Genomic DNA, 26,242 nt, shown 5'->3' on the forward strand with positions numbered 1-26,242 from the left:
AACAAATTTATTCCGTATGCATAAAGATTTATATGATTCATTTTTTATATTTGAATAATCTGTTTTAAGTTAACATAATGAAAAAAATGATTTATACTATAGCTAGAAGGGAATTCAACGAATAGTTGAGTCAGATTTATCTTTATTCAACAAATAGTTCATTGATAAATTTACTCCGAAGGAGGTATATTAATGTTAGATGTAGGAAAAAAAATAAAAGAATTAAGACTGTCAAAAAAATTAACTCAAAAGGCTTTGGCGAAAACTTTGAATGTTACCCCACAAGCTATATCAAAATGGGAACGCAATGAGAGTAATCCAGATTTACAAACACTTTTAAATTTGAGTCACTATTTCAATGTTTCTGTTGATGATATTTTAGGTAACAAAAGTCAAAATTTTTTTGATTCTCTTTTTTCTAAGATGAAAGGAAGTAAGAAAATGAAAAAAGTACAGAGTGTGAATTCGGAGAATGTTTCCGTCGGAGAAGAAGAGAAAAAAGTTATTATTTTTGATGTTGTATTTAGTTTTATCACAGATGAGGGGCTTTTGCAGACTCAACTTCTAAACAGAAAACTAGAATTGCTTATGAAGAAGAAAGAGAAGAACATTACAATTGAAACCTATAATTCTAATAAAGTTGATCTATATGGAGAGCAAGCGGATATCATATTATTAACCCCTACATTTGGATATGCTAAAGAGGAGATAGAGAAAAAGTTTCCTGAAACACCTGTTATAGCTATCTCGAAAAGAGATTACGGCATACTAAACACTGAAAAATTGTACACTGAAATAATGGAGGGACTAGGTTAGTTAACAAAGGGAAAAAGTATTTACTTATGAATACTCATTTATATTTAAGCTAGATTATGGTTTCAAATGGAGTAATAATGATATAGTTGATTATCAACCAAGCCAAATGAATGATGGTATTACTATAAAATGGATTTACAGTAAAAATATTCAAGAATTGTTATTACAAAAAAAGCTTTAGAAGCTCCTAAAAATAAGGACTTCCAAAGCTTTTTTATTTACTCCCACTCCACGTAATTTTCAAGTTTAAAACACTGTTATATCAACGTTTATCACCAGAAAACATCGTTTTGGTAGGGAAATGGTAGGGTTAAAATTTTACTGCCTGATTTCCATTAAAAATTGCAACTTTTGATTCTTTAGCAAAAGTAAATTGAATATTACCAGTCATTTGTTCGGCGATGCCTTCATCATTTCTACTCCACAGGTGAGCGTAATGCTTGAGTGTGATCTCTGGGCTAGAATGACCTAATCGTCGTGAGACAACTAGAATATCAGCGTTAAATTCATTGATTAAGTAGCTGACATGAGAGTGTCTCAATCCTTTGCCTTGAATAGCAGGAACTTTAGCCAATTTTGCATAGCGTTCAATAACACGTTGTACTGTAGAACGATACAATGGTAAGTCAGTATAGCTTAGAATGAATTGTTCTACACCATGCTTCTTTTGGATTTTTTTCCATTCTGCCAAGATACGAACAGTATCATCATCTAATGAGATAACACGCATACCACTCTCAGTTTTAGTATAAGGCTTTCTGGCGAAGTCATTATGATTCTTCATATCTAATGTATGATGAATACGTAATTTTTGACGTTTTAGGTCAACATCGTTCCAATTTAATGCTAAGCCTTCACTGACTCGAATACCTGTCATATAGTACAACCAAATCATCGTGAAGCACATATGCTCATAGAAATCCTCTTTGTAGATGACGGATAATACTTTTTCGAATTCTTCTTTTGTCCAATAAGCTACAATTGATTTTCCTTTAGGGATTGCTTTTGTTCGTTTAGAGATATTCTCAGTGAGAAACTCTAATAAAACAGCGTAATCTAATGACTTGCGAAACATGCCATACATGAGCGAGCTATACGCTTGGGAGTAGCCACTTTTAGTTAGTAACCAAATTCGATAGCCTTCGCAATCTACTACAGAGATATCTCGTAGCTTTTTGTCATTAAAGTAATCAGTGATTTGCTTTAGTCCACATTCACGAGAGCTCCATGTACTACGCTGAACAGATGATTTATAATGCGGAATGTAGGAATGCTCCATAAATTCATCATAGGTTAAGTCATAGTTAGCATAGCCATTTCTTTTCATGTATTCACTTTTGATTCGAGTCACTTCTTTATGCGCTTCTTTAGCGGTTGCAAAACGTTTCCCTAATTGATCCTTCGTCCCTTTTTTCTGAATCCGTTTGCCAGTGGTTTTGTCTAAACCAAGTTCAATTAGATATGAAAAACGACCTTTAGTATCTTGATAGACACAAGGGTACTTTGTTTTTGCCATTCGTTATTCCTCCGATTCAAGAGGAACACCGATAATTTCTTCAACTATTTTTCGTGGGACAATACCCACTCTTTTATTATTATAATAGGCTACACCACTGTTTACAAGTTTAAGTTTAGCCTGTCGAATAATCGTAGTAGCTTGATGCTTTTTAAATCCTAATTTTTCGAGGTCTACTCTTGAGACCATGTTGTTTTTATACATAAGATACCTACTTTCTTTCATCGCTTAAACATGCGATAATAGCAGCAGTGGGTAGTACTACTGCTATCCGCATAATGTTTGTAACGCTCACTATTCTTTGCTTTCGTCGGCTGAATAGTGAGTATTTAGTTTATTCCTTTCGACAAGTGAGATAAAGAAATATACTTTGAAGTAACTGCTGATGAGTACATTTTCTGGATCGTCGATTAGAAGGTTGTTAAACCTTTCTTTTTCCAGTTCGAGTTGATTACCAATGCTTGGATTCTGATGAATCTTGGAAAAATACACATCCCATAAATCAAACAGGTCTTCTACTAAGGTAGAATCGTTTGCGAATAGGATACTATCATTGATGAATTTAGCCATTAGATACGTTTCGAATTTTTTAGATTCATCTAAGCTCTGATAAAATTCATTGCTTATTTCTAGATTGCGAGCTTTGAATGCTAATAGATTAAGATTTTCCATCTTTTTCGCCTCCTTTCAATGACAGATCACGCCATGGAAATTTCTTTCTTCCTTGATATTCTTCACGATATTTCATGATGTAGTTATAAGCATCTCTATTGGCTTCATAGGCATTGTTGTAGTAGTCGAATAGGTAGCCAATGAAGTTGTTAATTCCTTTTTGTCCGTAGAAATCATAGATTTTATAGAACGTAGGCATTAAACCTGAACCAGTACAGAGGTAGTTAATTGAAACCTCTAAGTTTGATTCCTGTGGTTTTCGTCCGTCAAGGATATCCGAGAGACCATCTGAATAAGCGAGCATGACTTTAGTTAATGTGGTATAGGTTTCATCGAATACATTATAGAAACGATATTTTTCACAGAAGGTGCTAAAAAGAAAGCCACTCAGTTCTTCTTTCGTTTCAATTTTTACAAGCTCTTCACTAATTTGATGAGCGTACATTTGCCTAAAGCTTGCTTCAAACCTCACCCAATCGTCACAGTGCTTTGCTTCTGTATAGTGAGTTGCATGTTGTGCGTTGTCTAGCTGTTCAAGCTTTTTATCATAGATTCTCATAAGTAAGCGAGTATTTTTCTTTTTTGATCCAACGTAGATGGTATTAACAATCTGATTGTTGACAACGGCACTAATTTTACTGCTGTTTTTGCGATCATTTTTGTCTACAAGATAGTCAACTTCACTTACTAGACGATCATAGATAGTCGCTACAGAAAGACCTTCATCAAGAAAATCAATGGCAATATCAATCCTTGAAATATGAGCAGCCCCTTCATAGTAGTCTTCCAGTTTTTTGAAATCCTGTATGACTTTGGATGCAATGACATCTCTAGTGAACAAGTATTTACTAAATGCTTGTCCAGAAAAATGTACATAGACTCCCATGTTTGGCATCATTTCGTTGTAACACACTTGTAGCATAAAAGCTTTATCATTATCATATTTAAGCACAGTTGTATAGCCTGCAAATCCTTTTTCACTGATAGACGGTCTATCAAATACAGTGCTCAATTCTAAGATAGTATCGATCAGTGTTACAAGATGCTGTGCTTGAGATTGCCAATCATCTAGTGAATCAATCTCAGATGAAGTGAACACTAGACTCATTTCATCTACTTTTACGGTTACTGCCATTAGACACCTCTTTTCCAATTAATTGTTTCATCGACAACAATAATTGTTAGTTGTTGAGTGTGGGTCATTACTAATGCCCACACTTGGCACACCGCCTTTAGCTGCTGCGCAGCACAGGCGATGTGAATGTTTTTGCATGGTAATGAGCGAAACTCAATCATTATTCACTTTTTTAGTCGTTGTTAAGCTCTTAATTGCTTCATAGATGTTAAAAGATAGCCGAGGCATAGAACACAATGAAGGCTTGTTGGTTTTTCCAGATAGCGTATAGATGCCTCTGCCAGTAACCATTCTTGCATTTGGAATCTGAACACCTTGCCCAAATGTGGTGACATAAGTTAAATCTTCGGAATCACCTAAGACACATTTGAAAATCATTTGATCACGAATCAGTGTATTTACGATGTCCGCATCACTTTTTTGAAGAGCAAGAATGATAAAACAACCTAATTGGCGACCTTCGAGAATAATGTTTGTAATGATTTTCATTGCTTTATCACGTACATCTTTTTTCTCCACTTTTAGTGATTGGATGAATGAAGCGTACTCATCAAACATAAAGACGTTTGGTTTCATGTGAAAATCGCTGTAAGATAAATCTAAACCTTCTTGTAATCTTGCTCTCAGTACCATTTTCCGTTGTTGCATGCCTTTATCAAATGTTTCTAACAGAGACAAGATTTCTTCCACAGAACAGGCGCTATTACCAATCATCTCACCGATAATACTCATGGATGTGGCTTTTGGGTCAGCGATATACATATTCCAATCTTTTAGAAGACCTTGGAGTACGTAGCTGTAAAGACTATATGATTTACCGCTTCCTGTTTGACCAACGAGCATAGAATGATGTAGCTCATATTCTAAGTTTTTATCAACAGTGACGGTGTACTGATCGTTTGAGATTACATGTTTAAATTCATCAAGTGACTGAGCAATAATTTGTGTATCAATATTTACTTGATAACATTCATAGATAATCCAATTATTATCTTCACTTGAGTAACAGTTTTCTAAAACGAAGTCCTTTAAAGCAGGTGAAATATTGAGTTTTAACAATTTTTCAGATAGCTGTAAAGAAGATTTTAGCTGCACAATTAAGCGTTGCTCACTATCCAACCACTGCAATTGAATTTTAGGTGTTTTAGCTAACTTTTGACCATTAGCTCGACTTGCATATTCTGAATATAGCTTCGCATCTACTAATTGTTTATCGAGAGATCGATAAATGTTGAATAACCAAACAGAACGCTTGATTCCGTATTTTCTAATACTGAACTTTACAGAAAATATCAGTAGCAGAGCAACAATAGAGACTATGAAAGTAACGATTAGCAGTACTTGCAGTAGTTTCAGCTTGTCATAGCCCCAACCATGTAAAATGGATTGGCTGTAATGCATAATAATGCGATTAACTGCGAAAGCTGCAATCAAGATAATTACTAGACTGACACAGTAATTTAGATTGCGGTGAGCGACACTCATTACTTTTGCATTTGAGGAAGCCTGAGGAACAGGGGAATTCTTCTTCATGTGAAACCCTCCTAGATACAGAGCTGAATGAATCAGCTCTGTAATTATCTGGTTTATTTTTGTTGTTGTTTTAGACGTGTTTCATATTCTTTAGCATCCATTAAGATACCTTCAAGGGATAACTGATTTTGATAATCTCCATACGTTGTAGCTTTTGATAAGGAAACAATTTTTACTTCTTGACGTTTGTTGAATTGTGCTGGTTTCATTTCCACTGGTGTTTTGATTGTGAGTTTTTCGAAAAGATTCAGTTCAGAGCCTTTTTCGCCATAGTCGAAACTATCGGAGGTGATAACAACAGTTGTCTTGGTTCCCAGTGGGGTTACATGGTGTTCATCCGTGTGCGCATAGTAAGGTTCCTGTGATAGAGCCTCTAACTTCCAGCTTTTTTGAATTGCTTCTAGTTCGATTTGAACTGGTCTTTTTATTTTATTCAGTGCTTTTAGTGCCATTAGAGTTCCTTCCTTTGTTAGAAAAGTTAGCTAAACTTTTCTAACTGCCTATTTTATTCGCTGGCATAGCTGTTATTTATTGTTGAATTCAACAGTTTTTATATTGACGTCTCAATATAAATTAAGAAGCTTTTTCTGACTTCACTTAAATTGGTCAATTAATTTTTATTTGGTTATCAAAGATCAATTTGTGTAACTATAAAATGCTTTCTCTTAATTTCTAACACTAGTTTATCATTATTTAACCTGCAAAACTAACTTTTATCGGATTCAGACGTTGCTTAAAAGCTTATTTATATGGTATATTTGTAAAAAAACTAACTATTTGAAAAGAGGGGCATAATTATGGGCAATCAAATCACTTTTGACATAAGAAAATTGAATGATATATACTCAGACTATACGCCAGCTTTAAATCGTGTAGGGCACAGTTTTTCACCAGATCATGAATGTGAAGCAAAAGAATTTAAGATTAGTACAGGTGATTTAAGAGACTTTATTGATTCTACTTTTAACATCTCGATGTCTATTGACTACTCACATAATCGGAATCAATTAAACAAACTAGTGAAACAAGTGGCTGAAACTACTAGGGCAAAGAAAACATTCTTAGATCAAAAACAATTTATTGAATTAATAACTAAAACTGAATTTGTTAACTTTATAAATAAAAATTTTGATCAAGAACATACATTTAAAAAGAGCTTCCCTATACGTGCAAAGGAGTTTAAAAATTTACAACGAAGCAAATTAATAATGGATGAGTATCTAATAAACTCTACAGAAAATATAAGTGCTAACTATTTGAGTTTCTTTTCTAATTTTGTAAATGATGTGAAGAATCTTTATGTTAAAAAGATAAATGAAGAACCATTAAAAAAGAATCTCCTTCTGAAAATTTTAGAAACAAGGTATTAAATGAAGTTATTGATAATGAACGAACTCGAAACACTTCCTCAGATAAGATAAAAAACGAATCAAATCAAGCGACTATTATTAGGTTTTTACAAGATATAAAGAGCCATTCAAAGAAAAGATAAAGAGAGTCACCCAGTAAGCAAAATTGCTGGGTGACTCTCTTAATAAATATATAATTGTTTGTTAATGTATTAAGTCTAATCATCATATAGCGATGGTTAGATATACTTTCCTATTACAAACCATCCTAGAATAAACGAAAAATACCAAGATAGCAACCAAAGTAACATCCCAAAAAATAGGCGAAATGTGTAAACCCCTTTGCACTTGCTTCTTGATAAGCTTCTTTAATGCATTCATTTTTCTTGATTCTGTAGTTGTTGATTGTGAAACGGTCGTCGTTGTATTTAGAACTATTTACCACTTTCATAATTCGTCTGAGACATTTGTTGTGTCAATAAATTAGTCAATTCTTTAGACGAAGAATCAGAGTAAAATTCATTTACAAGTTCAGCAAGTGAGTATTCAGTATTAGGTGCTTCTTTTGATTCAGGTAAAATTAAGATTTGATCGTCTTTTACTTGAAACTGTATCGAATATGGAGACTCTCCTTGATTGACAACATAATCATCACCATTATTTGTATAGCCGATTACTGGCATAGATGTTGCGGCAGGCCAAATTTTTTGAGCAACTAATGCAGCGATTGTAACTGGTTTTAAGTCGGGTGATTGAGCTGATTTCTGTTTGTTCGTAGGTTCTTTTGAATCCTTAGTTTCCAGTTGTCCAAAATCAGGTTCATCCCAAACAAATAATGCATTTTTATTTGTTTCTAATTTCAAGGCTTGGCGAGTGTATTCATCGCCAGATTCTTTTGAAGAAACGTGATTCCAGTATCCAATGAAAATATTATCATAAACAACTTGCCCACTAGTAGGCTTATAAAACGTTAATTGATCCTCTTTCTGTTCCTTGTTTGTATAGGATAAGATAATTTCCTCTACATTATTTCCTGTCCCATCTGTTTCAGTTTCATAGGTAAGAGGATAGAAGTCAAATACTTCATTATTACCATAGCCTTTATCACTGTTATTTTTATATCGCTGTTTTACTTCTTTCATGATGGTATCTGTTTTTTCTAACTTCGATATTTCACCTAGTGTAAGAGGCTTCTTTTCTTGTGCATTTTCATGTTCTGGGTTGGTGTGGTCATAGTCTATAGGATAATCTAATATTAATGAAGCAATTTCATTATTTTTGATTAAATATAAATGATAGACACTAGCATCTTTTGCGTTATCAAGATCATCTGAATCGACTTCATACCAAATTTGGAGCTCTTTATTATCAATAATTGAATTTTCAACAGTTAATAATTTTCTTTCTTCTGGATCATCTTTCTTTGTTGTTGTAGATTGTCCATTATTTTCTTTTACCGTATTTTTTGTTGAACAAGCACTTAATAGAAAGATACAAATAAGTATCGTAGCTAGTGAGGTATATTTTTTCATATTGAAACCACCTTATATAAGATTAAGCATAAAATACTAGGTGACAAATAACTGCCACCTAGAAACGATATTATCTTGCTGTTGAGTGATTACCTGTGATAACTGTAGTTGTAACAACATAGTTATTGCCTTGTTTCACTACAAATACACCAACCGACATGTCAGTATATCCTTTTGCAGCAATATTAGAATAGTGCATGGCAGCCGATGTATTTCCAGCTAGATACGCAGCACGTTCTTCTTCAATGTATTGTTGGAACATTGCTTGTGCAATTAGCTTGGCTAACTCGCTTGAATCGCCATTCACTTTAGATGCTGAAATTGTAGACTGAGAAATATTTTCTGTTGTGTTCGCCATCTGTGTATCGCCTGTATTATAAGATAATTTGTATGTGCCATCTTCCAGATCGTTTTCTGGTCTAGCGTGGTCGAAATTGTACATTACCTCGACTGCACGAGAAGAGGTGCGATCACCGACTTTATCATCAGTCGTTAGATTCGTTTGATTGTACTTGTAATTCGCTTGTTCTGCTTGAACCATTTTAGCGAATTCTTCTGCTACCTTAGCTGTCAATTCAGCATCCGTTAATTCACGAGCTTGTTCAAGTGAAACGGCTGTATCATCTTTACTTACTTGATTCTTTATATCAGTAATTTTTTTATCAGTAGAAGATAAAATATTATCGATAATCGGATCGGTTGTAGTAGCTTTTTTCTTATACGTCACAGTAGTAGTGTAAGTTGTTATAGTGTCTCCGTTAGGTAGCGTTTCAACTGATTTTACTGACGTTGATTCTGATACTTTTTCATAATCTGTTAAGTCTGTGAGAACTTTTCCAGATTCGTCTACATTGATGGTTACATGTTTATCAGTATTTACATTTTTGTGATAAGTGATCGTCGTTGTATAGGTTGTCACTGTATCACCATTAGGTAACGTCTCTACTGTCTTAACGGCTTCCGATTCGGAAATCTTTGTGTAGCCAGTTAAATCAGTAATAACGTTGCCAGCTTCATCAATCGTGATCGTCACATGCTTATCTGTATTGTTCGTTTTACGATAAACAATTGTTGTAATTTGAGTCGTTACAGTGTCACCATTAGGCAAGGTTTCAACTGTCACGCTATTATCACGACTTAGCTCGATGTAATTCACTAAATCTGCTTCATCAATTGGATTTCCTGCCTCATCAATATGATAGGTTACGGATTTATCTGTATTGATTGTTTTATGGTAAGTAACGGTTGTTGTATAAGTGGTTATTGTGTTCCCATTTGGTAAGGTTTCAACTGTTTTAACCGCTTCTGATTCTGATACTTTTACATAGCCAGTTAAGTCAGTTAGTACGTTTCCAGCTTCATCAACGTTCACCGTCACATATTTATCTTCATTAGATGGCGCTGTTGTGCCACCATTATTTATTTCTGGCAATTCCTTCTCTGTGTTATTCGCTGTGTCGTTTGCATTTGTTACTGGTGTTTCATCTGGTAAATTTTCTACAACATTATTGGCGAAGTCTTTGATATCTTCAAAATCTTTTTTGCTTTGGTCGGCTTGTTGATCTAGTTGTGCAATTTGCTGATTCAGCTGTTCAATTTTATCTTTTAATGTCGTAATTTGTGTATCTAATTCTTTGAGACGTACTTCAAAATCAGCTAATTGTTTTTGAAGTTTTTTTGCTTCTTCTACTGTTGAAGCTATCACCGTTTCAGGCAAGCTATTTAATTGTGTTTCAGCTGTTACTAAAGCTGCTTGAGCAGCTTCTACATTCGCTCGTGCTGTGGCAAGTTCAGCTTCTACAGTTGTTAATTGTGTTGTTGCTCTATCGTAGTTAGTTTGAGCAGTTGTCAAGTTATCAGTGGCTACATTTAATTCATTTTGATAGGTTGTTAAATTGGCTTGAGCAGCATCCATTTCTAATTGTAATGCAGCTAGTTTTGCTTGAGCTGCTGCATCATTTGCAGTGGTTGCTTGTTCTGTTAAAGCATCCATTTGTGCTTGCACATCATTTACACGATTCTGAGCAGCATCTGCATTGGCTTGAGCAGTTGCAAGTGTCGTTTGTGCATTTTCTAGGGTTGTTTGAGCAGTGGCTTGAGCTGTCGTAGCCTCAGCTACTTTAGCTTCTGCATTTGTTACAGCAGCCAATTGAAGATCATAGGCTGTTTGTGCCTCTTCCACTTTTTGTTGCAAATCATCACGTTTCGCTTGTAAATCTAATAAAGTACCGTTATTGCTTTCATTAAGAGCTGCCAGTTCTTTTTCAACTTCCTCTTTCTCTTTTTCAACCTGTTCCTTATCCTTTTCAACTTCTTCCAGTTGAGATTCAGCCTGTTCTTTATCTGCTGTAGGATTTTTTGATGGCGTTGAAGGTTTAGTTATTGGAAGAGAAGCATTCGGTTTATTGTTAGTACCTGTATTGGTTTTAGCAGGTTGATTTGTTGTTGCTTGTCCAGCAAATGGCTGTGTTGTATCAATTTTATCATTGTTGTTAAGCTGTGTTTCGCTAATAACCTCTCCTGCTGCATTAGTCACAGTCATTTTGGAGCCAACAAAAGAAATCGTTGTTCCAACAGGTACAGAGTATTGAGAGCCTAACTCAAATCCATTAGCGGTCATTAGGGTTTCCCATTTTACGTTCACAGCGAGCGCAATATTATAGAAGGTATCTCCTTCAACAAATGTGTAGGATGATTGATTTTCTTTTAGTGTTGCTTTGATTGTTTCCACTGAATTAACTTGCCACTCAGCAGCTTGTACAGTTTCTGACTCTACTAAGAATGCTCCGCCAAATAATAAGGTAGAAAATAGCATTCCCTTAATCAGCCAGCCTTTCTTTCCTTTTACCATCTTAGCGCGGTATTTTTGTTCAGTTGCATTAACCATGTTCTTGTTCTTCGTATTTTTCATAAAATACTCACTCTCCTTTTAATATTTACTGTATTTTTTCTGAACAAGTACTATTATATCACGTTAACGTACTTTTAAGAACTATAAATAATAGTTAATCGTACTTTTGAGATGTGATATTTTGAGCAGAAACAGTTTAATCTTAGTTAAGAGGAAGACAAATTTAACATTAGAGGTGAATCCAATGCAGCTTGATAGTGAAGTGTCAAAAAGAATCAGAGAGATTCGCATCAGTAAAGGCATGAGTCAAGAAATACTAGCACAAAAGGCAGATATCAATTCAAATTTCTTAGGTCGAGTGGAACGAGGCGTTAGTAGCAATCTACAATTGAAAACTCTTGATAAGATAATTTCAGCCTTGGAAATTGATTATCCTACATTCTTCTCTTTCAATATAGAAACAGCAGATAAGAAAACAAGAATCATGAATAAGTTATCTTTATCTTCTCAGCAAGACGAGATTTTAGATGTCATTGATAGCATTTTAGACATTGAGAAAAACAAAAACAATTAAAGACGATGAGTTGGTAGAAGTTTGCATACGCAAGCTTCTTTTTTTACGTGTTTTACTTTTCCAACCTTATGTCTCTCTGTCATGTTCCATTCTGCCCTTTCGAGTTCGAACGATGCAATTTAGCAATTTTGTTTGATTGCCTACAAGGAATCAGGCGAGCCTTCGAATACTTCGTCCTTTCCATCAATCAAAAAAATTGCTGTGTCAATTGCGCCGAAAGCGAAAGAGCAAAATGAACCATTCATTGAAAGTTGATACATAAATTTTGAAAACTAAAAGAGAAGAGAAAATCGTCAGGATTGCATCCTAACAACCTGCGCCTCGGCTCGAAACAAAATGGATGGTCAAAAAGACAAAGAGAGGAAGATTAAGATGGAATTAGTAAGAGTAACAGAAGAAATGATGATGGAACAAGACGGAAAAAGAGTTGGCGGAGATAGTGATCATTGGATATATTTAACTAATTTGAAAGCTTACAATGAAGGATTTTTGTTAGGTGTGTATTTACACTTTCCATTTGACGAGGAAGACTTGGCACAAGCCTATCAAACGATTTGTGTGGGAAATGAGTTTGTAGATGAATTTAGTTATTCGTATGAAGAGTATTTTATTACTGATTATGATGTGCCATTTTCTGTAGGAGAGTATGATTTTCCTCAATCTTTAGCAGAAAGGTATGATAGTTTGGAAGAGTATATGGGTTATCCAGATGAAGTAGTTCGAGTGATTGCAGAAAATAGAGATGCTGAGGTAACTATTATTGAATTGGATGATACAGGAGTGAGCGATCATGAGAAGTTGGGATATGCTTTGGTAGATTTGGGATATTATGATATTCCTGAGCATTTGGCGAATTATATAGATTATGAAGCTCTTGGGAGAGATTATGATTTTGGGACTAGTGGAGAGTTTGTAGATAGATATTACATCGAATATATGTAGAAAATATTTATACAAATTGATACATCATTATATATGTAAACTTTTTGAAAGGCTATGCATTCATTTTGCTTAGTCTTCTTATCTTAAATGATTAAAATATAAGGAAAAAGTCTTTTGAATACGGTATCATATAGATACAATGAAAAATAAGCGAGGAGTGTAAGGTAGATGAGTGAAATAGCTGTGAATTTATCAGAACAGGAATATGAAGTATTTGATATTTCCCAAAAAACAGAGTTGGTTTTCAAAAATAAAAATTTCATATTTGGGAAAAATGGTGCGGGTAAGTCGACATTATGTAAATTAGTTGAAACTCAATTCACTAAAACTCATAATGTCTTTATTTTTTCTGGTTTTGAGAATATTTTAATTGATAATAAGCTTGATGCGGTTGTTTTAGGAAAGGAAAATACTCAAATACAAAAAACACTACTTGCTCTTGAAAAACAAATAGATGAATTATATTCAAAAAAGCAAGATAAAGAATTATTACTGAAACAACTTCAATGGGGTGCCAGTTATCAAGAAGAAGGGATAGAAAAACATGAGTTGTTATTAGAAAAAGAACGCACTTGTTTAGACTATCAAAAAAAGGAGCGAGAAATTGATAAGTATTGCAAAGATCAAGCCAGAATATTAAAAAGTCAAGATAAACCTCAAATTACTAAACCTATTTATAATAAACAGGATTTTATTCAGGATATTCCTAATAAATGCATATTAAACGAAGAGAAAAAACAAGAATTCGAAAAAATATTAGCGGAAAAAGCTAAAGAAGTAGTTCAAAAATTTAGTTTTCCTAAGTTTGATTTGGAGGGATTACTAAAAGAAACAAACAGTGTGTTACAGAAACGAGTGAAGGAAACAATAATAATAGAAGAATTAAAAGATGAACCAGATAAGCAGGCTTTTGCTAAGCGAGGCTTAGAAATTCATAAGGACACTGATTCATGTGCTTTTTGTGGAAATGAAATTACTAAAGCAAGAACTGAGAAACTACAAAGTTATTTTTCTGTTAATGAAGTTCGAGAATTGGAAGAGGAAATACAAACTCTTAATGATAAAATGAGTCAAAATTTGATTAATCTTAATAGTATTAATAATATAGAAGAAGTGCTCTTCTATGAAAAATTTCTTGAAAGAGTTAAAAATAGTAATTTAGAAATAAAAGAAAAGAAAGCAGAGTACAACCTATTTTTTCAAAAACTGCAAAATAAATTAGATGAAAAAGCAAGAAACTTATTTGGATGTGTTGATATAGTATTAAACGAAGTTCCAGAACCTTTTAGTATATATGAGGAAGAAATTAACAGTATAGTAGAGGATAATAACAATTTTACTCAAAATTTAAGTATTGAGCAAGATGCAGCAAAAACAAATTTAAGGTTACACTATGTTGCGGAATACTTAGAACAGAAAAGCGAATATAAAGAAAATTGGATAGGTTATGAGGGAGAACGAAATTTACTCCATGTTTTAGAAGGATTAAAAGAAGCTGCGGAAACCATGGTAGATTCAAAAATTTTAGAAATTACAGGTGATTCAGTTCAAACAAAAGATACACTATTATTCTTAGAAAGTGAAATAACAAAAAAATAAATGAAAAAAAAGAACTTCTAAAGGAAACAAAAGATACATCTAAGTCTGTAGATAATATAAATATGAAGTTAAAAGGGACTGGAAAAAATAACCTTGAGCTGTGTCTTGTTAAAGAAGAAGATAAAGTGGAGCATTATCTAATTAAAGATGGAGAAAAAGTCCGCGATATTAATAAGATATCTACTGGTGAAAAAAATATAATAGCATTTTTATACTTTTTAGAAAGTTTAAGTGATATTGAGATTCAAAACTCTAAGCCTAAAATAATTATTTTAGATGATCCGATGAACTCGAATGACGATACAATGCAATATTTGATAATTACAGAATTGCAGAAATTATATCAAGGTTCTAAGTACAAAGATAAGTTTAACTTAAATAAAGATATCTTCGTTTGTCTTACACATAATGCGCATTTTTATATAAATGTTCAACCCCATGGAAACTTTAAAGACAAGAAGTTGGATAAGACAACTGGTAAAATGATAGAAGTATCAAAATATGATAAAAATAATTTTTACAGAATAGAGGATCGAAATTTCAGAAAAATAATGTCTGAAAAAGAAGATTTAAACACTCATTATGAATATTTATGGATAGAGCTAGCCGAGTTATATAATAGGAACTTATTAAATTCAATGCTTAATTCAATGAGACGAATTATTGAAACCTATATAAAGTTTAATAAGATAAACCAAGTTAGTTTTTATGAGAATAAAGAGGAACATATGAAAATATTTAACGTTAACTCGCATTCTATAGATGATTTATCTGCTGAAACAATTGGAAAGACTAAGAAAGAGTTGTTGAGTATGTTTGAACAAGTATTTATTGATAATAAAGCTGAAGATCATTTTAAGACTTATTGGAGAATTGAATCCTAATAATTAATAAATCCAAAATACTATTAGATCAGCTGAAATTATTGGAATGGTAAAGAAAATTAATGATTTGTAAGTCGGAGTTAACTATTCTAAAGTGATAAATGAATTTTTTTATATTAAAGATTATTAAAATATAAGTGAAATTGAAATAATTAAACAAAATATCAAAGATAACTTAAAAATTTGAATTAATTTTGCGTGTTGTAACAAAAAAGGAGATGGATTAATGTTTGATTATAATGCTTATCTACAAAAAAATGATTCAATGTCTTTCGAAGAATCATTGGAAATTTACAACTCTATTTTTAATATACTGGAATGCAAGGACGAATACTTACATGAGCTATGGAAAGAAGTCATAGATTCAGCTTTAGTCTATTCTAATATGAGAACTAACTGGAATTATTTTTCTAGAGAAGAGAAACAGGAAAAGGATAAATTAAGAACTAGCTATCACAACACTTTTATGATCAATTTAAGGGCGTTTCATAAGTTAGCTGAACAATTAGAACTAGATACTAGTTGGAAAGAAAAAATCGGTTCATCAGAAGATAGAAAACGCTGGGGAGATTTTGCTGGATATCTCTTATGTCTTGAAAATATTAGAGCGAGATAAAAAATAAATAATTTCCGACGCTAAGTTTATGTACTTAGTAGTAAATTCTTATTAAATGAAACGAAAGGAAGACTGATTCTTCATGAACAATATAAAATTAATTTCATCAAAACCATTTTCTGCAACCTCAAAAGTATTGAAGGAAAAACTAGAAGAAAAGATAAAGATACACAAAACACCTACTACGTATGATAATACAGAAGCCTCATTATTATGGATTATACGTGGTGGGATTGACTATTTTGATGGTTTAAATGATAAGTTCTTAGGAGATGGAAATGCATCAGGTATTCCAAGTATAGAAGCAGATCACTTTGCGAATAATATTTATCGATTAATCAACGCATTAGATTATTTAGGAAGACTTTGGAAAGTAAAAGTTGAAAAAAATGATGAATTAAAATTGTTATTAGATATTCGTACATTAATTGTTCATTCAGGTGAGCAATTAACTAAGTTGGAATCATTAGAGTTAAAAGGCTATAAAGATAGCCAATTAGGGCGAATATTTAGTCGTAGAGATCGTAATCCGTTTCATTTTTTTAATGAGTTTTCTAATATGGATTATTGTATTCAAATATGGAATGATAAGCACGATAAAACAAAAAAATATAACTTATCAAAAGTTGACCATCATATAGATAATGAAAGTTACTATGATGTAGACATTTATTTGAAGATGACAGATGTGAGAGATATCATCCTGTGTCATGTTGAAAAGTTTCTTGATTGTGATAGTGAATCAAGAGTAAAAGAGAAATCAAAAGCGCTACCTAATATAAAAAGTAAAGTGGTTAATGAAGAAGTAGGTAGTATTGATTTTGATAAAATTGCTGATTTAGTTTCAAAAGATTTAAGAGGTGGCTATTTTAAAGAAAACGGTATGGATCATTGGAATGGATTCGGGTTAAAAAGACTTTATGAGTATTCTCAAAGGCGTTTGGGTATTTCAGATGAAGTTAAAAATATTATTAAAGAAAGAATAAATGCAAGGATATCGAAATATTGGGACGACTATCAAAATGAGGATCTAACAGATGATGAGTTGCCTGATTTAGATGTTAGAACGTTGTTTTCAGAGTTCACACCTAAAATTGAAATGGATGGGGGAAAATTATTCAACCATGTTGCTCCATTTTTCAATACAAAAAACCAACATGATGCAACTGATATAGATTATTTAGCTCAATTTATTAATGAGGTAGAGAAGGCTTTAGGAAAGAAATTACTTCTAGAGCAGTCGGTTGATAGCTTAGTATGCGAATATTTTGTTCAATCAATCCAAGTAAAAATTGATAGTTAGAAATTCAGTAGGAAAAGCATGCTCTTTTGATGGAATTTGGTAATGGAGGGATAAGCTTATGGGGAGAAATGAAGAATTAGAAGAGATCATTCGCGAATTGTTCTATCAAAACACAGAAGGTGAATATTGGGACTTCAAGGAGTTTCCTTATTTTTATGAAGGTCAAGACAAGGCAGAGATAAATAAAAAGAAAAATGATTTATTACATGACATAATTTGCATGGCAAACAATCTGGGTAATCATGAAGCCTATTTAATAATGGGAATATCCGATAATCCTGTTGAAATTATAGGAGTTGAAAAGTATTTAGGTAGGTGGACTCAGGAAAAGTATCTCGATTTTATTCATAGTAAGAAATGGGCAGGAGATTATATTCCAGCGTTGGAGTTAAGAACAATAACCAATGGAGTTGGTGCAGAATTAGACATTTTAGTAGTTCATAAATCTCAAAGAGTTCCTTTTTATCTTAAAGAAAAATATCAAAGTGTACAACCTAATCAAATTTATGTTCGAAAAGGTGCGAAAAATACTTCGATCAATAAACAAGCTGAAATTCAAGACATTGAAAAATTATGGGAATTTAGATTTGGATTAATCCCTTATCCAAAAGAAAGAGTATTTAATTATATTAAGGATACTGACTCTTGGATAAAAATGAAAAGTAGTTATGAGGGGATGTCATGGTACTATGAAAAATTTCCTGAGTATACAATTGAATTTTATGATGACCCTGAAAATGAAGATTTAAGGACACCACCTTTCGCCTTGATGCATACTAATGCAAGAAGTTCATGGCATATTTTGAGGGTAAAGTATCATCAAACGATACTTTTAGAATTTTCAGCACATTATATTGATGAAGCTCGAGGTATAGCAGTACATCCCAAAAGCTCATCTCTTGAGTTGTTTGACAGTTACCCAAAAAGTGAGTATGTAAATTCATACTATTATTATTTTGAAGATTCACCAGAAATAGGATTAATGTGGTTATTAAAATCATTGATTAATCATGATAATGGTGCTTGGTCTAGGCATTTAAGTATGATTCCTGTTTTTGAAAATTTACAACAAAAAGAATCCATTGAAAAATTAATTAATAGTGATACCGGAAAGCATCAAGAATTAGTCTTTGAAAGTAAAGAAAAATGCTATGTTGGTTATAACAACAATCTTTCTGATGCAGACCAAGAATATGCTCGAATCGATATGGCAACAACCTTGATGGTTAAAGCAGTCTTAAATGAATATAAAATTGAACAATTCTACCAATAAATGAAAACCACGTGTTTATGAAGTATGATATCTATAATATTTCTTATTTAAAAAAATAGAATCACACAAAAATTCCCTGCCAAGTATTATCTTAGCAGGGTTTTATTTTGGTAGGGAAAATGGTAGGGAACCATATCATTTTCAATGAAAATCAAGCATTTCATAAGTTGAAAAACGTTGATTTATCGGCATTCCCCATTCATATTATGTTGGCTCTTTATTCCCACTCAACAGTAGCAGGTGGCTTACTCGTAATATCATAAACAATCCGATTCACATGATCCACTTCATTCACGATTCTCACAGAAATCTTCTGCAAAACATCCCAAGGAATTCTAGCAAAATCAGCTGTCATCCCATCAATCGAAGTCACTGCACGAATGCCCACAGTATAATCATACGTACGGCCATCACCCATCACACCCACACTACGGATACCAGGTAACACAGTAAAGTACTGCCAAATATCACGATCTAAACCAGCATTGGCAATCTCTTCACGTAAAATCGCATCAGAGTTACGCACGATTTCTAATTTATCTTCGGTAATTTCACCAAGCACACGAATCCCTAAACCAGGACCAGGGAACGGTTGGCGCCAAACAAGCGCTTCAGGCATTCCTAATTCAATTCCCAATTCACGAACTTCATCTTTAAATAAAGTATTCAACGGTTCAATCAATTCAAATTGCATATCTTCCGGCAATCCGCCCACGTTATGGTGAGATTTGATTGTTTGCGCTGTTTCAGTGCCGCTTTCTACGATATCTGTATAAAGCGTTCCTTGTGCTAGGAAGTCGATGCCATCAAGTTTTGTTGCTTCATCGTCAAAAAGATAAACAAATTCATTTCCAATGATTTTACGTTTTTTCTCTGGATCAGAAACGCCAGCTAATTTATCTAAGAAGCGTTTTTTCGCATCTACTTTAATGATGTTTAAGCCAAATTTCCCACCTAAACTATCCATTACTTGTTCTGCTTCACCTTTACGCAATAAACCATGATCCACAAAGATACAAGTTAATTGATCGCCGATGGCTTTTTGTAAAAGCACCCCAACAACGCTTGAATCCACGCCGCCTGAAAGGCCAAGAAGGACTTTTTTATTGCCGACTTGTTCACGGATTTTGTTGATTTCCATTTCGATGAAGTTGCCCATTGTCCAGTCGCCTTCGCAATGACAAATATCAAAAGTAAAGTGACGTAATAAGTCGTTGCCATATTCAGAATGACGAACTTCTGGATGGAATTGCACACCGTAAAGGTTGCGGTCTGTATTTTGAACGGCTGCAAATGGACAATCTGCACTAGTTGCGACCGTTTCAAAGCTATCAGGAATGGCAGCGACTAGGTCACCATGACTCATCCAAGCGATTTGTTTTTCAGGTGTTCCTTTGAAAATAGGTGAATCAGGAATCAAAAGTGATAGCTCTGACTTGCCGTATTCACGGTTGCCAGCAGGTTCAACTTTTCCACCTAAATTATGCATCATTAGTTGCATACCGTAACAAATCCCTAGAATTGGAATGCCTAATTCATAAATTTCAGGGTCGATACTAAACGCATTTTCATCATACACACTATTTGGGCCACCAGAGAAAATAATTCCTTTTGGCGCTATTTCGCGAATTTCATCCGCTGTGATTCGGTGGCTCAATAATTCTGAGAACACGCCAAATTCACGAATACGTCGAGTAATCAATTGGTTATATTGACTACCAAAGTCTAAAACAATAATTTTTTCGACAGTTGTCAAATCGGCAACATTGGTCACATTTATTACCCCTATCCATTTAGATTTATCTAATAAGAGGTTGTAAAAAAAGCGTTTAGGTTCGAGCGTAGAAGGAACAACACGCAAATGTTGCGTCTTGTACTTTTCAACATCAAATCGCTATGCTCTTTGTGTTTCAAAGCAAGAAACCTGCATTTTTTACACCGTTTATGGAGAATTTTCCGTTAGGAAAATTCTGACCCCTTTAGAATCAAGTTAAGTGTTACTTTGTGATCTAGCTTCACGAACTAGTGCTTCGGAAAAAAGATGAAAAAGGCTAGTGACAAAAAGCGTCACAATCAGTTTTCCCTATTTTTCTGTCAGCACTGAACGAGTTCGTTAGCCTTATTTTTGATCTAGCTCCATGAAGCAATCCACAAGGAAAATAGACAATCTTCATGCGGATTAAACGCTTCATTCCGCTTTTCCTAGTATTTCCGCATAAATATCTCATCAATAATATGATTTTCAGTCTTATGAAGTATAATATCCGCTCTGCCTCGTGTTGGCAAGATATATTCCTCTAAGTTTTTCAGATTCACATTTTTCCAAACTTCTTTAGCCATCGCAAAGGCATCTTCTCGATTACCGATCGCATATTGATAATAGTAATTATCCGGATCAAGAAAGGCTGTATCGAGTAAAGCGCCGAAACGTTCGAGATACCATTTTTCGATTAGTTTTGGATCGGCGTCCACAAAGACGGAAAAGTCAAAGAAGTCGCTGACGTAAATTTGCTGATTAGCAGGTAATTGTAGTGTATTGATTCCTTCAACAATCAGAATATCTGGTTGCTGGATCACTTCATATTCACCTTCCACAATATCATAAACACTGTGAGAATAAAGTGGTGCTTTGATTTCTTCTTGGCTGTTTTTGACTTGGTTTAAAAAGTCGATCAACTTTTCCATGTCATAGCTTTCAGGAAATCCTTTACGATCCATAATGCCTTTTGCTTCCAACACTTTATTTGGATATAAAAAACCATCTGTCGTGATCAGTTGGACATTGCGGCGTTTAAAGGTTCTGGATAAAATCAACTGTAGTAAGCGGGCGGTGGTACTTTTCCCGACAGCCACACTACCAGCGATTCCGATGATAAAAGGTGGAACAGGAACATACTCATGCAAAAATAGCCCTTTGCTAACAGTCAAAGACTCAAATTCTTTCATATATAAATGAATTAGATGGGTCAGCGGCACATAAATGTCCTGCACATCCTGTAATGAAATCTGATCATTGAAGCCTTTAATATCTTCTAATTCTTCTTCTGTCAGCGGCGCTTTGCCGTTATGATAGAAGCCCTGCCATTCCTTTCTAGAAATGGGGTAGTAATTCATTTTATCGTCCATCGGTTCCTCCACCAAAGCCAGCATTTCTTTCTGTGCTTATTATAACATAGAACTCTTTTTCTTATTTAATAAATTCTTATTTAAACGCACAAAAAAGAGCATTCTCATTCAACTTTTCTTCGAACTAGGAACTTGACTATACAGTTGTCCCTGAAATTAAAGCATACAAAGAAGAACTAATATGGACTCTAATAGAGAGATTATGGAATGAGAAGACATAATTTTATTCTATATTTCTTTGTATTTTTTAGTATACAAAACACCGTATGAAGTTTCATCAAAAAAATGAGTTGTTTATAGAAATAGGCAGTGAAATCTAAGTGTCAAAAAATATACTTTACTAGAAACATAATGAAATAAAATTGTTAAAAAAAATTGATAATATATGTATAAGCTCAAGATATTTGATGAGCACTATAAACTACAGAAAGGAAGGTAACAAATGAAGAAATCCATTTTAGTAATATATGGATTATTAGTGGTAGCTTTTTTGGGAATAGCTAATGATGCATACGCAAATACTCCCGCTATATTGGATTATACAGCAACGATACTACATACTGAAAATCAACTCGACGAAAAAAAATCATATTTTGATTTATTAGTTACTCCGGGAGAAAAACAACAAGTATCCATTAAGCTTAGTAATACAAGTGATAAAATGATTAAATTAAAAGTTCATCCCAATACTGCCAAAACAACTTCAAACGGAACGGTTGATTATTCTGGAATGGAGTTGGAGAATACGCCTAACTTATTTGCATCATTTGAAGAAATTACATCTGAAGAGCAAGTGGTTGAAATATCTGGAAATTCAGAAAAAATAGTAACATTTCATATTAAAGTACCAGAAAATCCGTTTGAAGGTGTCATTTTAGGTGGTTTCTATATTCAAGAAGTTGAAGGAGAAGAATCCATTAGTTCAAAAGAAGGAATACACATAAAAAATCAATTTTCAATGATAATAGGCTGTCAGATTAGAGTGTCAAAAGATAGTGTTGAGAAAAATTTTTCTTTAGAGAAAGTCTATTTAGATAATTATGGAGGTTATTTTACTGTTGTTGCGGATATTCACAATAATGCGCCACAATTGATTTCTTTTTACTCTTTATCCGGAGAAATTCAAAATGACCAAGAAAAAATTGTTCATAAATTTCAAAAAGATACATTTTCTATGGCACCTAATAGCATCTTCAGTTTGCCAGAACGGATAGATGCATCTGAACTAAAACCTGGTGAGTACGTTATGAAAATAAAGATACACTCACGTGGAAAAGAACAGTGGCAATTGCAAAAGAAATTTACTATTCAAGAAGATAATAAAAATAAAATATTGAAGCAGAGTATTGAGAATGAACAGTCCCAAATAAATTGGTTGTTACTTCTTTTAGTAGCTATACTAAGTTTCGCTTGTTTGCTTTTCTTTATAATATCAAAAAAATATTAATATATTCAGGAGGATATCAAGCATGAAAAAAATTATATTACCATTATTATTTCTAGGTTGTGCATTTTTAGGCAATCAGCAAGTAATGGCAGCAGATTCAGTAATGACAGAAGGCGTGGCGACACTTGAAGCTTTAGACGAAGAGGAAGCAGGAGTAGTGGGTCCAATAATGCCAGATCCAGACAACCCAGGAGGTACAGGACAGACGGGACTTTTGACGATCGACGCAGTTCCACAATTTAATTTCAAAGGAACAGGATTGTCTGGAATATTCACTGATACGTTAACTAATAGTCAAATAGCAGCAAATTATGTTCGCAATGCACAAGTTACCGATCGAAGAGGAACCGCAGAAGGCTGGAGTTTGGGACTAAATATTTCGCCATTTAAAAGTAATGGCACTGCTCTTAAGGGGATGACCTTAACGATACCTGTTTCAGTTGTTCCTGTAGATGGGAATACATCAGCTGAGCCAAGTTTAGTAAATAATATTCAAGGAATTGTTGATACAACGAGTGGTCTTGACGCAGGGCCAATTGTGGTAGCCGAACAGGGTGAAGGATTAGGAACTTGGCTTACAGAATTTCAAGTTGCAGAAGCAGTAATTAGTGATGGAAATGCTGCTGGGGCGTACACTAGCACGTTTACATGGTCATTGTCAGCATTACCTATTGGCGAATAAAATTGATTAATCATAAAATCACAAATAGTACATTTTAAAATTAAGGAGATTAAGGATGAGGTTATTAAAAAACTATTTGCTCTGGATACTATTTTTTATGCCTATTTTCTCATTTGAACAACAGGCTGAAGCCACAACAAGTATTCCTGATAGAGTTTCTCTAAATGGTATATTCTCGACCGATGTAGGCGTTTCAGGTAATTCCGCTGCTTTAATAGATGATGTAGCAATTATTACTAATGGATTGGCCAGTCAAGTTGGAGCTTTATGGAGTACACAAGAGAATTTGTTGGATTTTAAACAAGATTTTAATATGGTATCTTATGTAAATCAGGGAGATGCGGCCGCTTCTTCAGGCGATGGATTAGTATTTTTGTTAAAAAGTGCTAATAATACCAGTAATTGGTTCACTTATTCTGGCGCTTCTATGGGAGCTCTAGGAGAAAATAAGTACCAAGGAGCACTCGGGCTACCTAACTCTATTGGGGTTGAATTTGACTTGTATGGAAATAAGTCCTCAGCAGATGGTTTTTTTGATAATGGAATTACTGGTACATATAATAATAATCATATTGCAGTCGTTTATCCAGGAACTTTAGAAGGATATACAGATAACTTTAATATATTTGGATCTACACGTTATGTTAAGCATGATTCGTTAATCACAAACGTAAATCTAGCCAGCGGTAATTGGACTAGGGTAGAATTAAATTGGGAAACGAATGAGCAAGATTATACAAAAGGAATATTAACTTTTAAAATAAATGATCAAATGCCAATACAAATTAGTTCTGCGCATTTAAATTCTCAAATTTTTCAAAATGGAGTAGTGTCAGAAGCCTTTTGGGGATTTACAGGCTCAACAGGCCCAACTTATAAAGCAGATCAAAGAGTAATTTTTGAAAGAGTTCCCGGCTTGGTCAATGCTGATACATCCATAAAAATGTTTGATAGAGCAGGACAAGAAATTTTAAATCAAGCTACAGTAAATGGTGGTTCTGAAGTAACAATTGCTATCGAAGCTGAATGGCTAGGAGGGAAGCAAAATTGGACAGATATTGATCTAGCTACTGTTATCCCAAGTGGTGTGGTTTTGCTTGATGATACGACTAAAGTAAATGGTACAGCAATAGATGATAGCCTTGTTTGGGAAGGGAATATTTTAACTATTAAATCTGGGATTATTCCTGATTTGGGAGGACATGATAGTAATACAATTAACAAAGCTTCTATTACATTTAAAGTCCGAATCATAAATGACACTTTTCAATCACAAACTATAACAAGTAGAATGGTTGGGCGAAATGCGGTCTATGAAGCAACTCCTTTTAGTTTTAATACAAAAAATATCACTATAGGAGCGATGATTAACTCTCATGAAGATGGTGAAGTTATTCTTGATAATAGTATTGACTCATTTATAGTAGAATTTGGTTGGAACAATGAAAATCGTGTTCCGTTAGCTCATGCTATAAAGTTAGAGCAGAATGGTCAATTTGAAATGATTACAGAATTTGAAGAAACAGCAACGGAGATAAATGGTAGTTTTACATACAACATACTTGAGCAATTTCTTCAATTACCTTATGGTATGTTTAAACTTCATTATTCTATCACTAATCAAGAAACGGGAGAAGTTTCTTCAGCGGTAATTGTATTATATAAACAGAATGCACCAACAGTAACTATATCGCCTTTAGAGAATCAATCAATTTTCACTATTGGAGAAAAAATTCCCTTAAAAGTATCTATTTCAGATTATGATAGTGAGTCAATTAAACTGATAGGACAGCTTTCAGATAATCAAAAGATTGATTTTGGTACTTATCAAATATTGCAATCAGAAGAAAATAATATAGAACTCGAGCTTGATACTTCAAATGTACCAATTGGGAAATATGATTTTAAACTCTGGGCAGTAGATACTGAAGGAAATGAATCTGACTTTTTTGCTTTAAATGACATTTATATTCAAGGGAAGTTATCATTTGCGTCAATTCCTTCTTCTTTTAATAGTGACTCTATTAAGATTGGAGGTAGTGATAAGAAAGTAGAAGGTATGGGACCTATCATCATTTCTGATCAACGCTTACTCGATCGAGAGTGGAAATTGCAAGTGAATCTAGTAAATTCAAACTTTATTAATAAAAATAATTTTATAGGTCAAAATCATTATGCGCATGATTCCTTTTTTTACTATAAAAATAATGGAGAAAAGTTTGTAATATCGACTAACCCAATCGAAATTTTACAGAGCAATGAAGGAACAAGTGACGAGTACATCTTAAATCAAGATGGAGAAAATGGATTCTATTTTAGCCCCAATAATTCAATGCTTTCAGGAACTTATGGAGGAATTGTTAAGTGGAGCTTATTATCAACACCAATATGA

22 protein-coding genes are annotated in these 26,242 nt (G+C 33.6%); 12 read left to right on the forward strand and 10 right to left on the reverse strand.

The features are described 5' to 3' along the window. Positions 1-192: 192 nt before the first annotated feature. A complete protein-coding gene (locus A5880_RS09500; protein WP_086330725.1) occupies positions 193-816 on the forward strand; it encodes a helix-turn-helix domain-containing protein in 624 nt (207 codons plus the stop codon). Between the two features lie 310 nt (positions 817-1,126). On the opposite strand, the gene A5880_RS09505 is transcribed toward A5880_RS09500, so the two are convergent. The 6 genes from A5880_RS09505 to A5880_RS09530 form a co-directional block, all read right to left on the reverse strand. After that, positions 1,127-2,332: a tyrosine-type recombinase/integrase gene (locus A5880_RS09505; protein ID WP_086330726.1), complete on the reverse strand. Its 1,206-nt coding sequence runs from the start codon at positions 2,330-2,332 to the stop codon at positions 1,127-1,129. 3 nt (positions 2,333-2,335) lie between these two features. Further along, positions 2,336-2,536 carry a DUF3173 family protein gene (locus A5880_RS09510; protein ID WP_086330727.1) on the reverse strand — a complete coding sequence of 67 codons (201 nt, stop codon included), beginning with the start codon at positions 2,534-2,536 and terminating at the stop codon, positions 2,336-2,338. 90 nt (positions 2,537-2,626) lie between these two features. Then, positions 2,627-3,004, reverse strand: coding sequence for a hypothetical protein (locus tag A5880_RS09515; RefSeq protein ID WP_086330728.1), 378 nt, complete (start codon positions 3,002-3,004; stop codon positions 2,627-2,629). Then, the gene (locus A5880_RS09520; protein WP_086330729.1) at positions 2,991-4,139 is read right to left on the reverse strand and encodes a replication initiation factor domain-containing protein; all 1,149 of its coding nucleotides are present in this window, start codon (positions 4,137-4,139) and stop codon (positions 2,991-2,993) included. Before A5880_RS09520 ends, A5880_RS09515 begins: the two co-directional genes overlap by 14 nt. A gap of 153 nt (positions 4,140-4,292) precedes the next feature. Continuing rightward, the gene (locus A5880_RS09525) at positions 4,293-5,672 is read right to left on the reverse strand and encodes a P-loop NTPase family protein (protein WP_086330730.1); all 1,380 of its coding nucleotides are present in this window, start codon (positions 5,670-5,672) and stop codon (positions 4,293-4,295) included. 53 nt (positions 5,673-5,725) lie between these two features. Further along, positions 5,726-6,124 (reverse strand): hypothetical protein, encoded by a 399-nt coding sequence (locus A5880_RS09530; protein WP_086330731.1) that lies wholly within the window; start codon positions 6,122-6,124, stop codon positions 5,726-5,728. A gap of 345 nt (positions 6,125-6,469) precedes the next feature. On the opposite strand from A5880_RS09530, the gene A5880_RS09535 reads away from it, so the two are divergent. Beyond that, positions 6,470-7,042, forward strand: a complete 573-nt coding sequence (locus A5880_RS09535; protein ID WP_336577067.1) for a hypothetical protein — start codon at positions 6,470-6,472, stop codon at positions 7,040-7,042. A gap of 413 nt (positions 7,043-7,455) precedes the next feature. On the opposite strand, the gene A5880_RS09540 is transcribed toward A5880_RS09535, so the two are convergent. Together A5880_RS09540 and A5880_RS09545 are read right to left on the reverse strand one after the other, a co-directional pair. Then, positions 7,456-8,553 carry a YgdI/YgdR family lipoprotein gene (locus tag A5880_RS09540; RefSeq protein ID WP_086330733.1) on the reverse strand — a complete coding sequence of 366 codons (1,098 nt, stop codon included), beginning with the start codon at positions 8,551-8,553 and terminating at the stop codon, positions 7,456-7,458. A 70-nt stretch (positions 8,554-8,623) separates the two neighbouring features. Next, the gene (locus tag A5880_RS09545) at positions 8,624-11,464 is read right to left on the reverse strand and encodes a LysM peptidoglycan-binding domain-containing protein (RefSeq protein ID WP_086330734.1); all 2,841 of its coding nucleotides are present in this window, start codon (positions 11,462-11,464) and stop codon (positions 8,624-8,626) included. A gap of 184 nt (positions 11,465-11,648) precedes the next feature. On the opposite strand from A5880_RS09545, the gene A5880_RS09550 reads away from it, so the two are divergent. The 7 genes from A5880_RS09550 to A5880_RS09580 all read left to right on the forward strand — a co-directional run bounded on the left by A5880_RS09550 (position 11,649) and on the right by A5880_RS09580 (position 18,595). Then, the gene (locus A5880_RS09550) at positions 11,649-11,978 is read left to right on the forward strand and encodes a helix-turn-helix domain-containing protein (protein ID WP_086330735.1); all 330 of its coding nucleotides are present in this window, start codon (positions 11,649-11,651) and stop codon (positions 11,976-11,978) included. A gap of 372 nt (positions 11,979-12,350) precedes the next feature. Further along, positions 12,351-12,920 (forward strand): antirestriction protein ArdA, encoded by a 570-nt coding sequence (locus tag A5880_RS09555; protein ID WP_086330736.1) that lies wholly within the window; start codon positions 12,351-12,353, stop codon positions 12,918-12,920. A gap of 168 nt (positions 12,921-13,088) precedes the next feature. After that, on the forward strand, positions 13,089-14,519 hold the full coding sequence (locus tag A5880_RS09560; RefSeq protein WP_336577068.1) for an AAA family ATPase: 1,431 nt from the start codon (positions 13,089-13,091) through the stop codon (positions 14,517-14,519). Next, positions 14,516-15,403 (forward strand): AAA family ATPase, encoded by an 888-nt coding sequence (locus A5880_RS09565; RefSeq protein WP_336577245.1) that lies wholly within the window; start codon positions 14,516-14,518, stop codon positions 15,401-15,403. The genes A5880_RS09560 and A5880_RS09565 overlap by 4 nt, the downstream gene beginning before the upstream one ends. A gap of 226 nt (positions 15,404-15,629) precedes the next feature. Further along, the gene (locus tag A5880_RS09570; RefSeq protein ID WP_336577069.1) at positions 15,630-16,019 is read left to right on the forward strand and encodes a hypothetical protein; all 390 of its coding nucleotides are present in this window, start codon (positions 15,630-15,632) and stop codon (positions 16,017-16,019) included. Positions 16,020-16,101: 82 nt separating this feature from the next. Then, the gene (locus A5880_RS09575) at positions 16,102-17,322 is read left to right on the forward strand and encodes a hypothetical protein (protein ID WP_086330738.1); all 1,221 of its coding nucleotides are present in this window, start codon (positions 16,102-16,104) and stop codon (positions 17,320-17,322) included. A 58-nt stretch (positions 17,323-17,380) separates the two neighbouring features. Beyond that, positions 17,381-18,595, forward strand: coding sequence for an ATP-binding protein (locus A5880_RS09580; protein ID WP_086330739.1), 1,215 nt, complete (start codon positions 17,381-17,383; stop codon positions 18,593-18,595). A 217-nt stretch (positions 18,596-18,812) separates the two neighbouring features. On the opposite strand, the gene guaA is transcribed toward A5880_RS09580, so the two are convergent. Together guaA and coaA are read right to left on the reverse strand one after the other, a co-directional pair. Next, a complete protein-coding gene (guaA, locus tag A5880_RS09585; protein WP_086330740.1) occupies positions 18,813-20,369 on the reverse strand; it encodes a glutamine-hydrolyzing GMP synthase in 1,557 nt (518 codons plus the stop codon). Positions 20,370-20,797: 428 nt separating this feature from the next. Next, positions 20,798-21,721, reverse strand: a complete 924-nt coding sequence (coaA, locus tag A5880_RS09590; protein ID WP_086330741.1) for a type I pantothenate kinase — start codon at positions 21,719-21,721, stop codon at positions 20,798-20,800. Positions 21,722-22,163: 442 nt separating this feature from the next. On the opposite strand from coaA, the gene A5880_RS09595 reads away from it, so the two are divergent. Genes A5880_RS09595 through A5880_RS09605 form a run of 3 tightly spaced genes read left to right on the forward strand, consistent with a single transcriptional unit; the run spans position 22,164 to position 26,242 of the window. Further along, on the forward strand, positions 22,164-23,168 hold the full coding sequence (locus A5880_RS09595) for a WxLIP family cell surface protein (RefSeq protein ID WP_086330742.1): 1,005 nt from the start codon (positions 22,164-22,166) through the stop codon (positions 23,166-23,168). Positions 23,169-23,190: 22 nt separating this feature from the next. Continuing rightward, positions 23,191-23,850, forward strand: a complete 660-nt coding sequence (locus A5880_RS09600; RefSeq protein WP_086330743.1) for a WxL domain-containing protein — start codon at positions 23,191-23,193, stop codon at positions 23,848-23,850. 55 nt (positions 23,851-23,905) lie between these two features. Continuing rightward, entirely contained in the window at positions 23,906-26,242 is a 2,337-nt protein-coding gene (locus A5880_RS09605) for an L-type lectin family protein (protein WP_086330744.1), read from the forward strand.

The organism is Enterococcus sp. 4G2_DIV0659 (assembly GCF_002140715.2).
GTDB classification, from domain to species: domain Bacteria; phylum Bacillota; class Bacilli; order Lactobacillales; family Enterococcaceae; genus Enterococcus_L; species Enterococcus_L mansonii.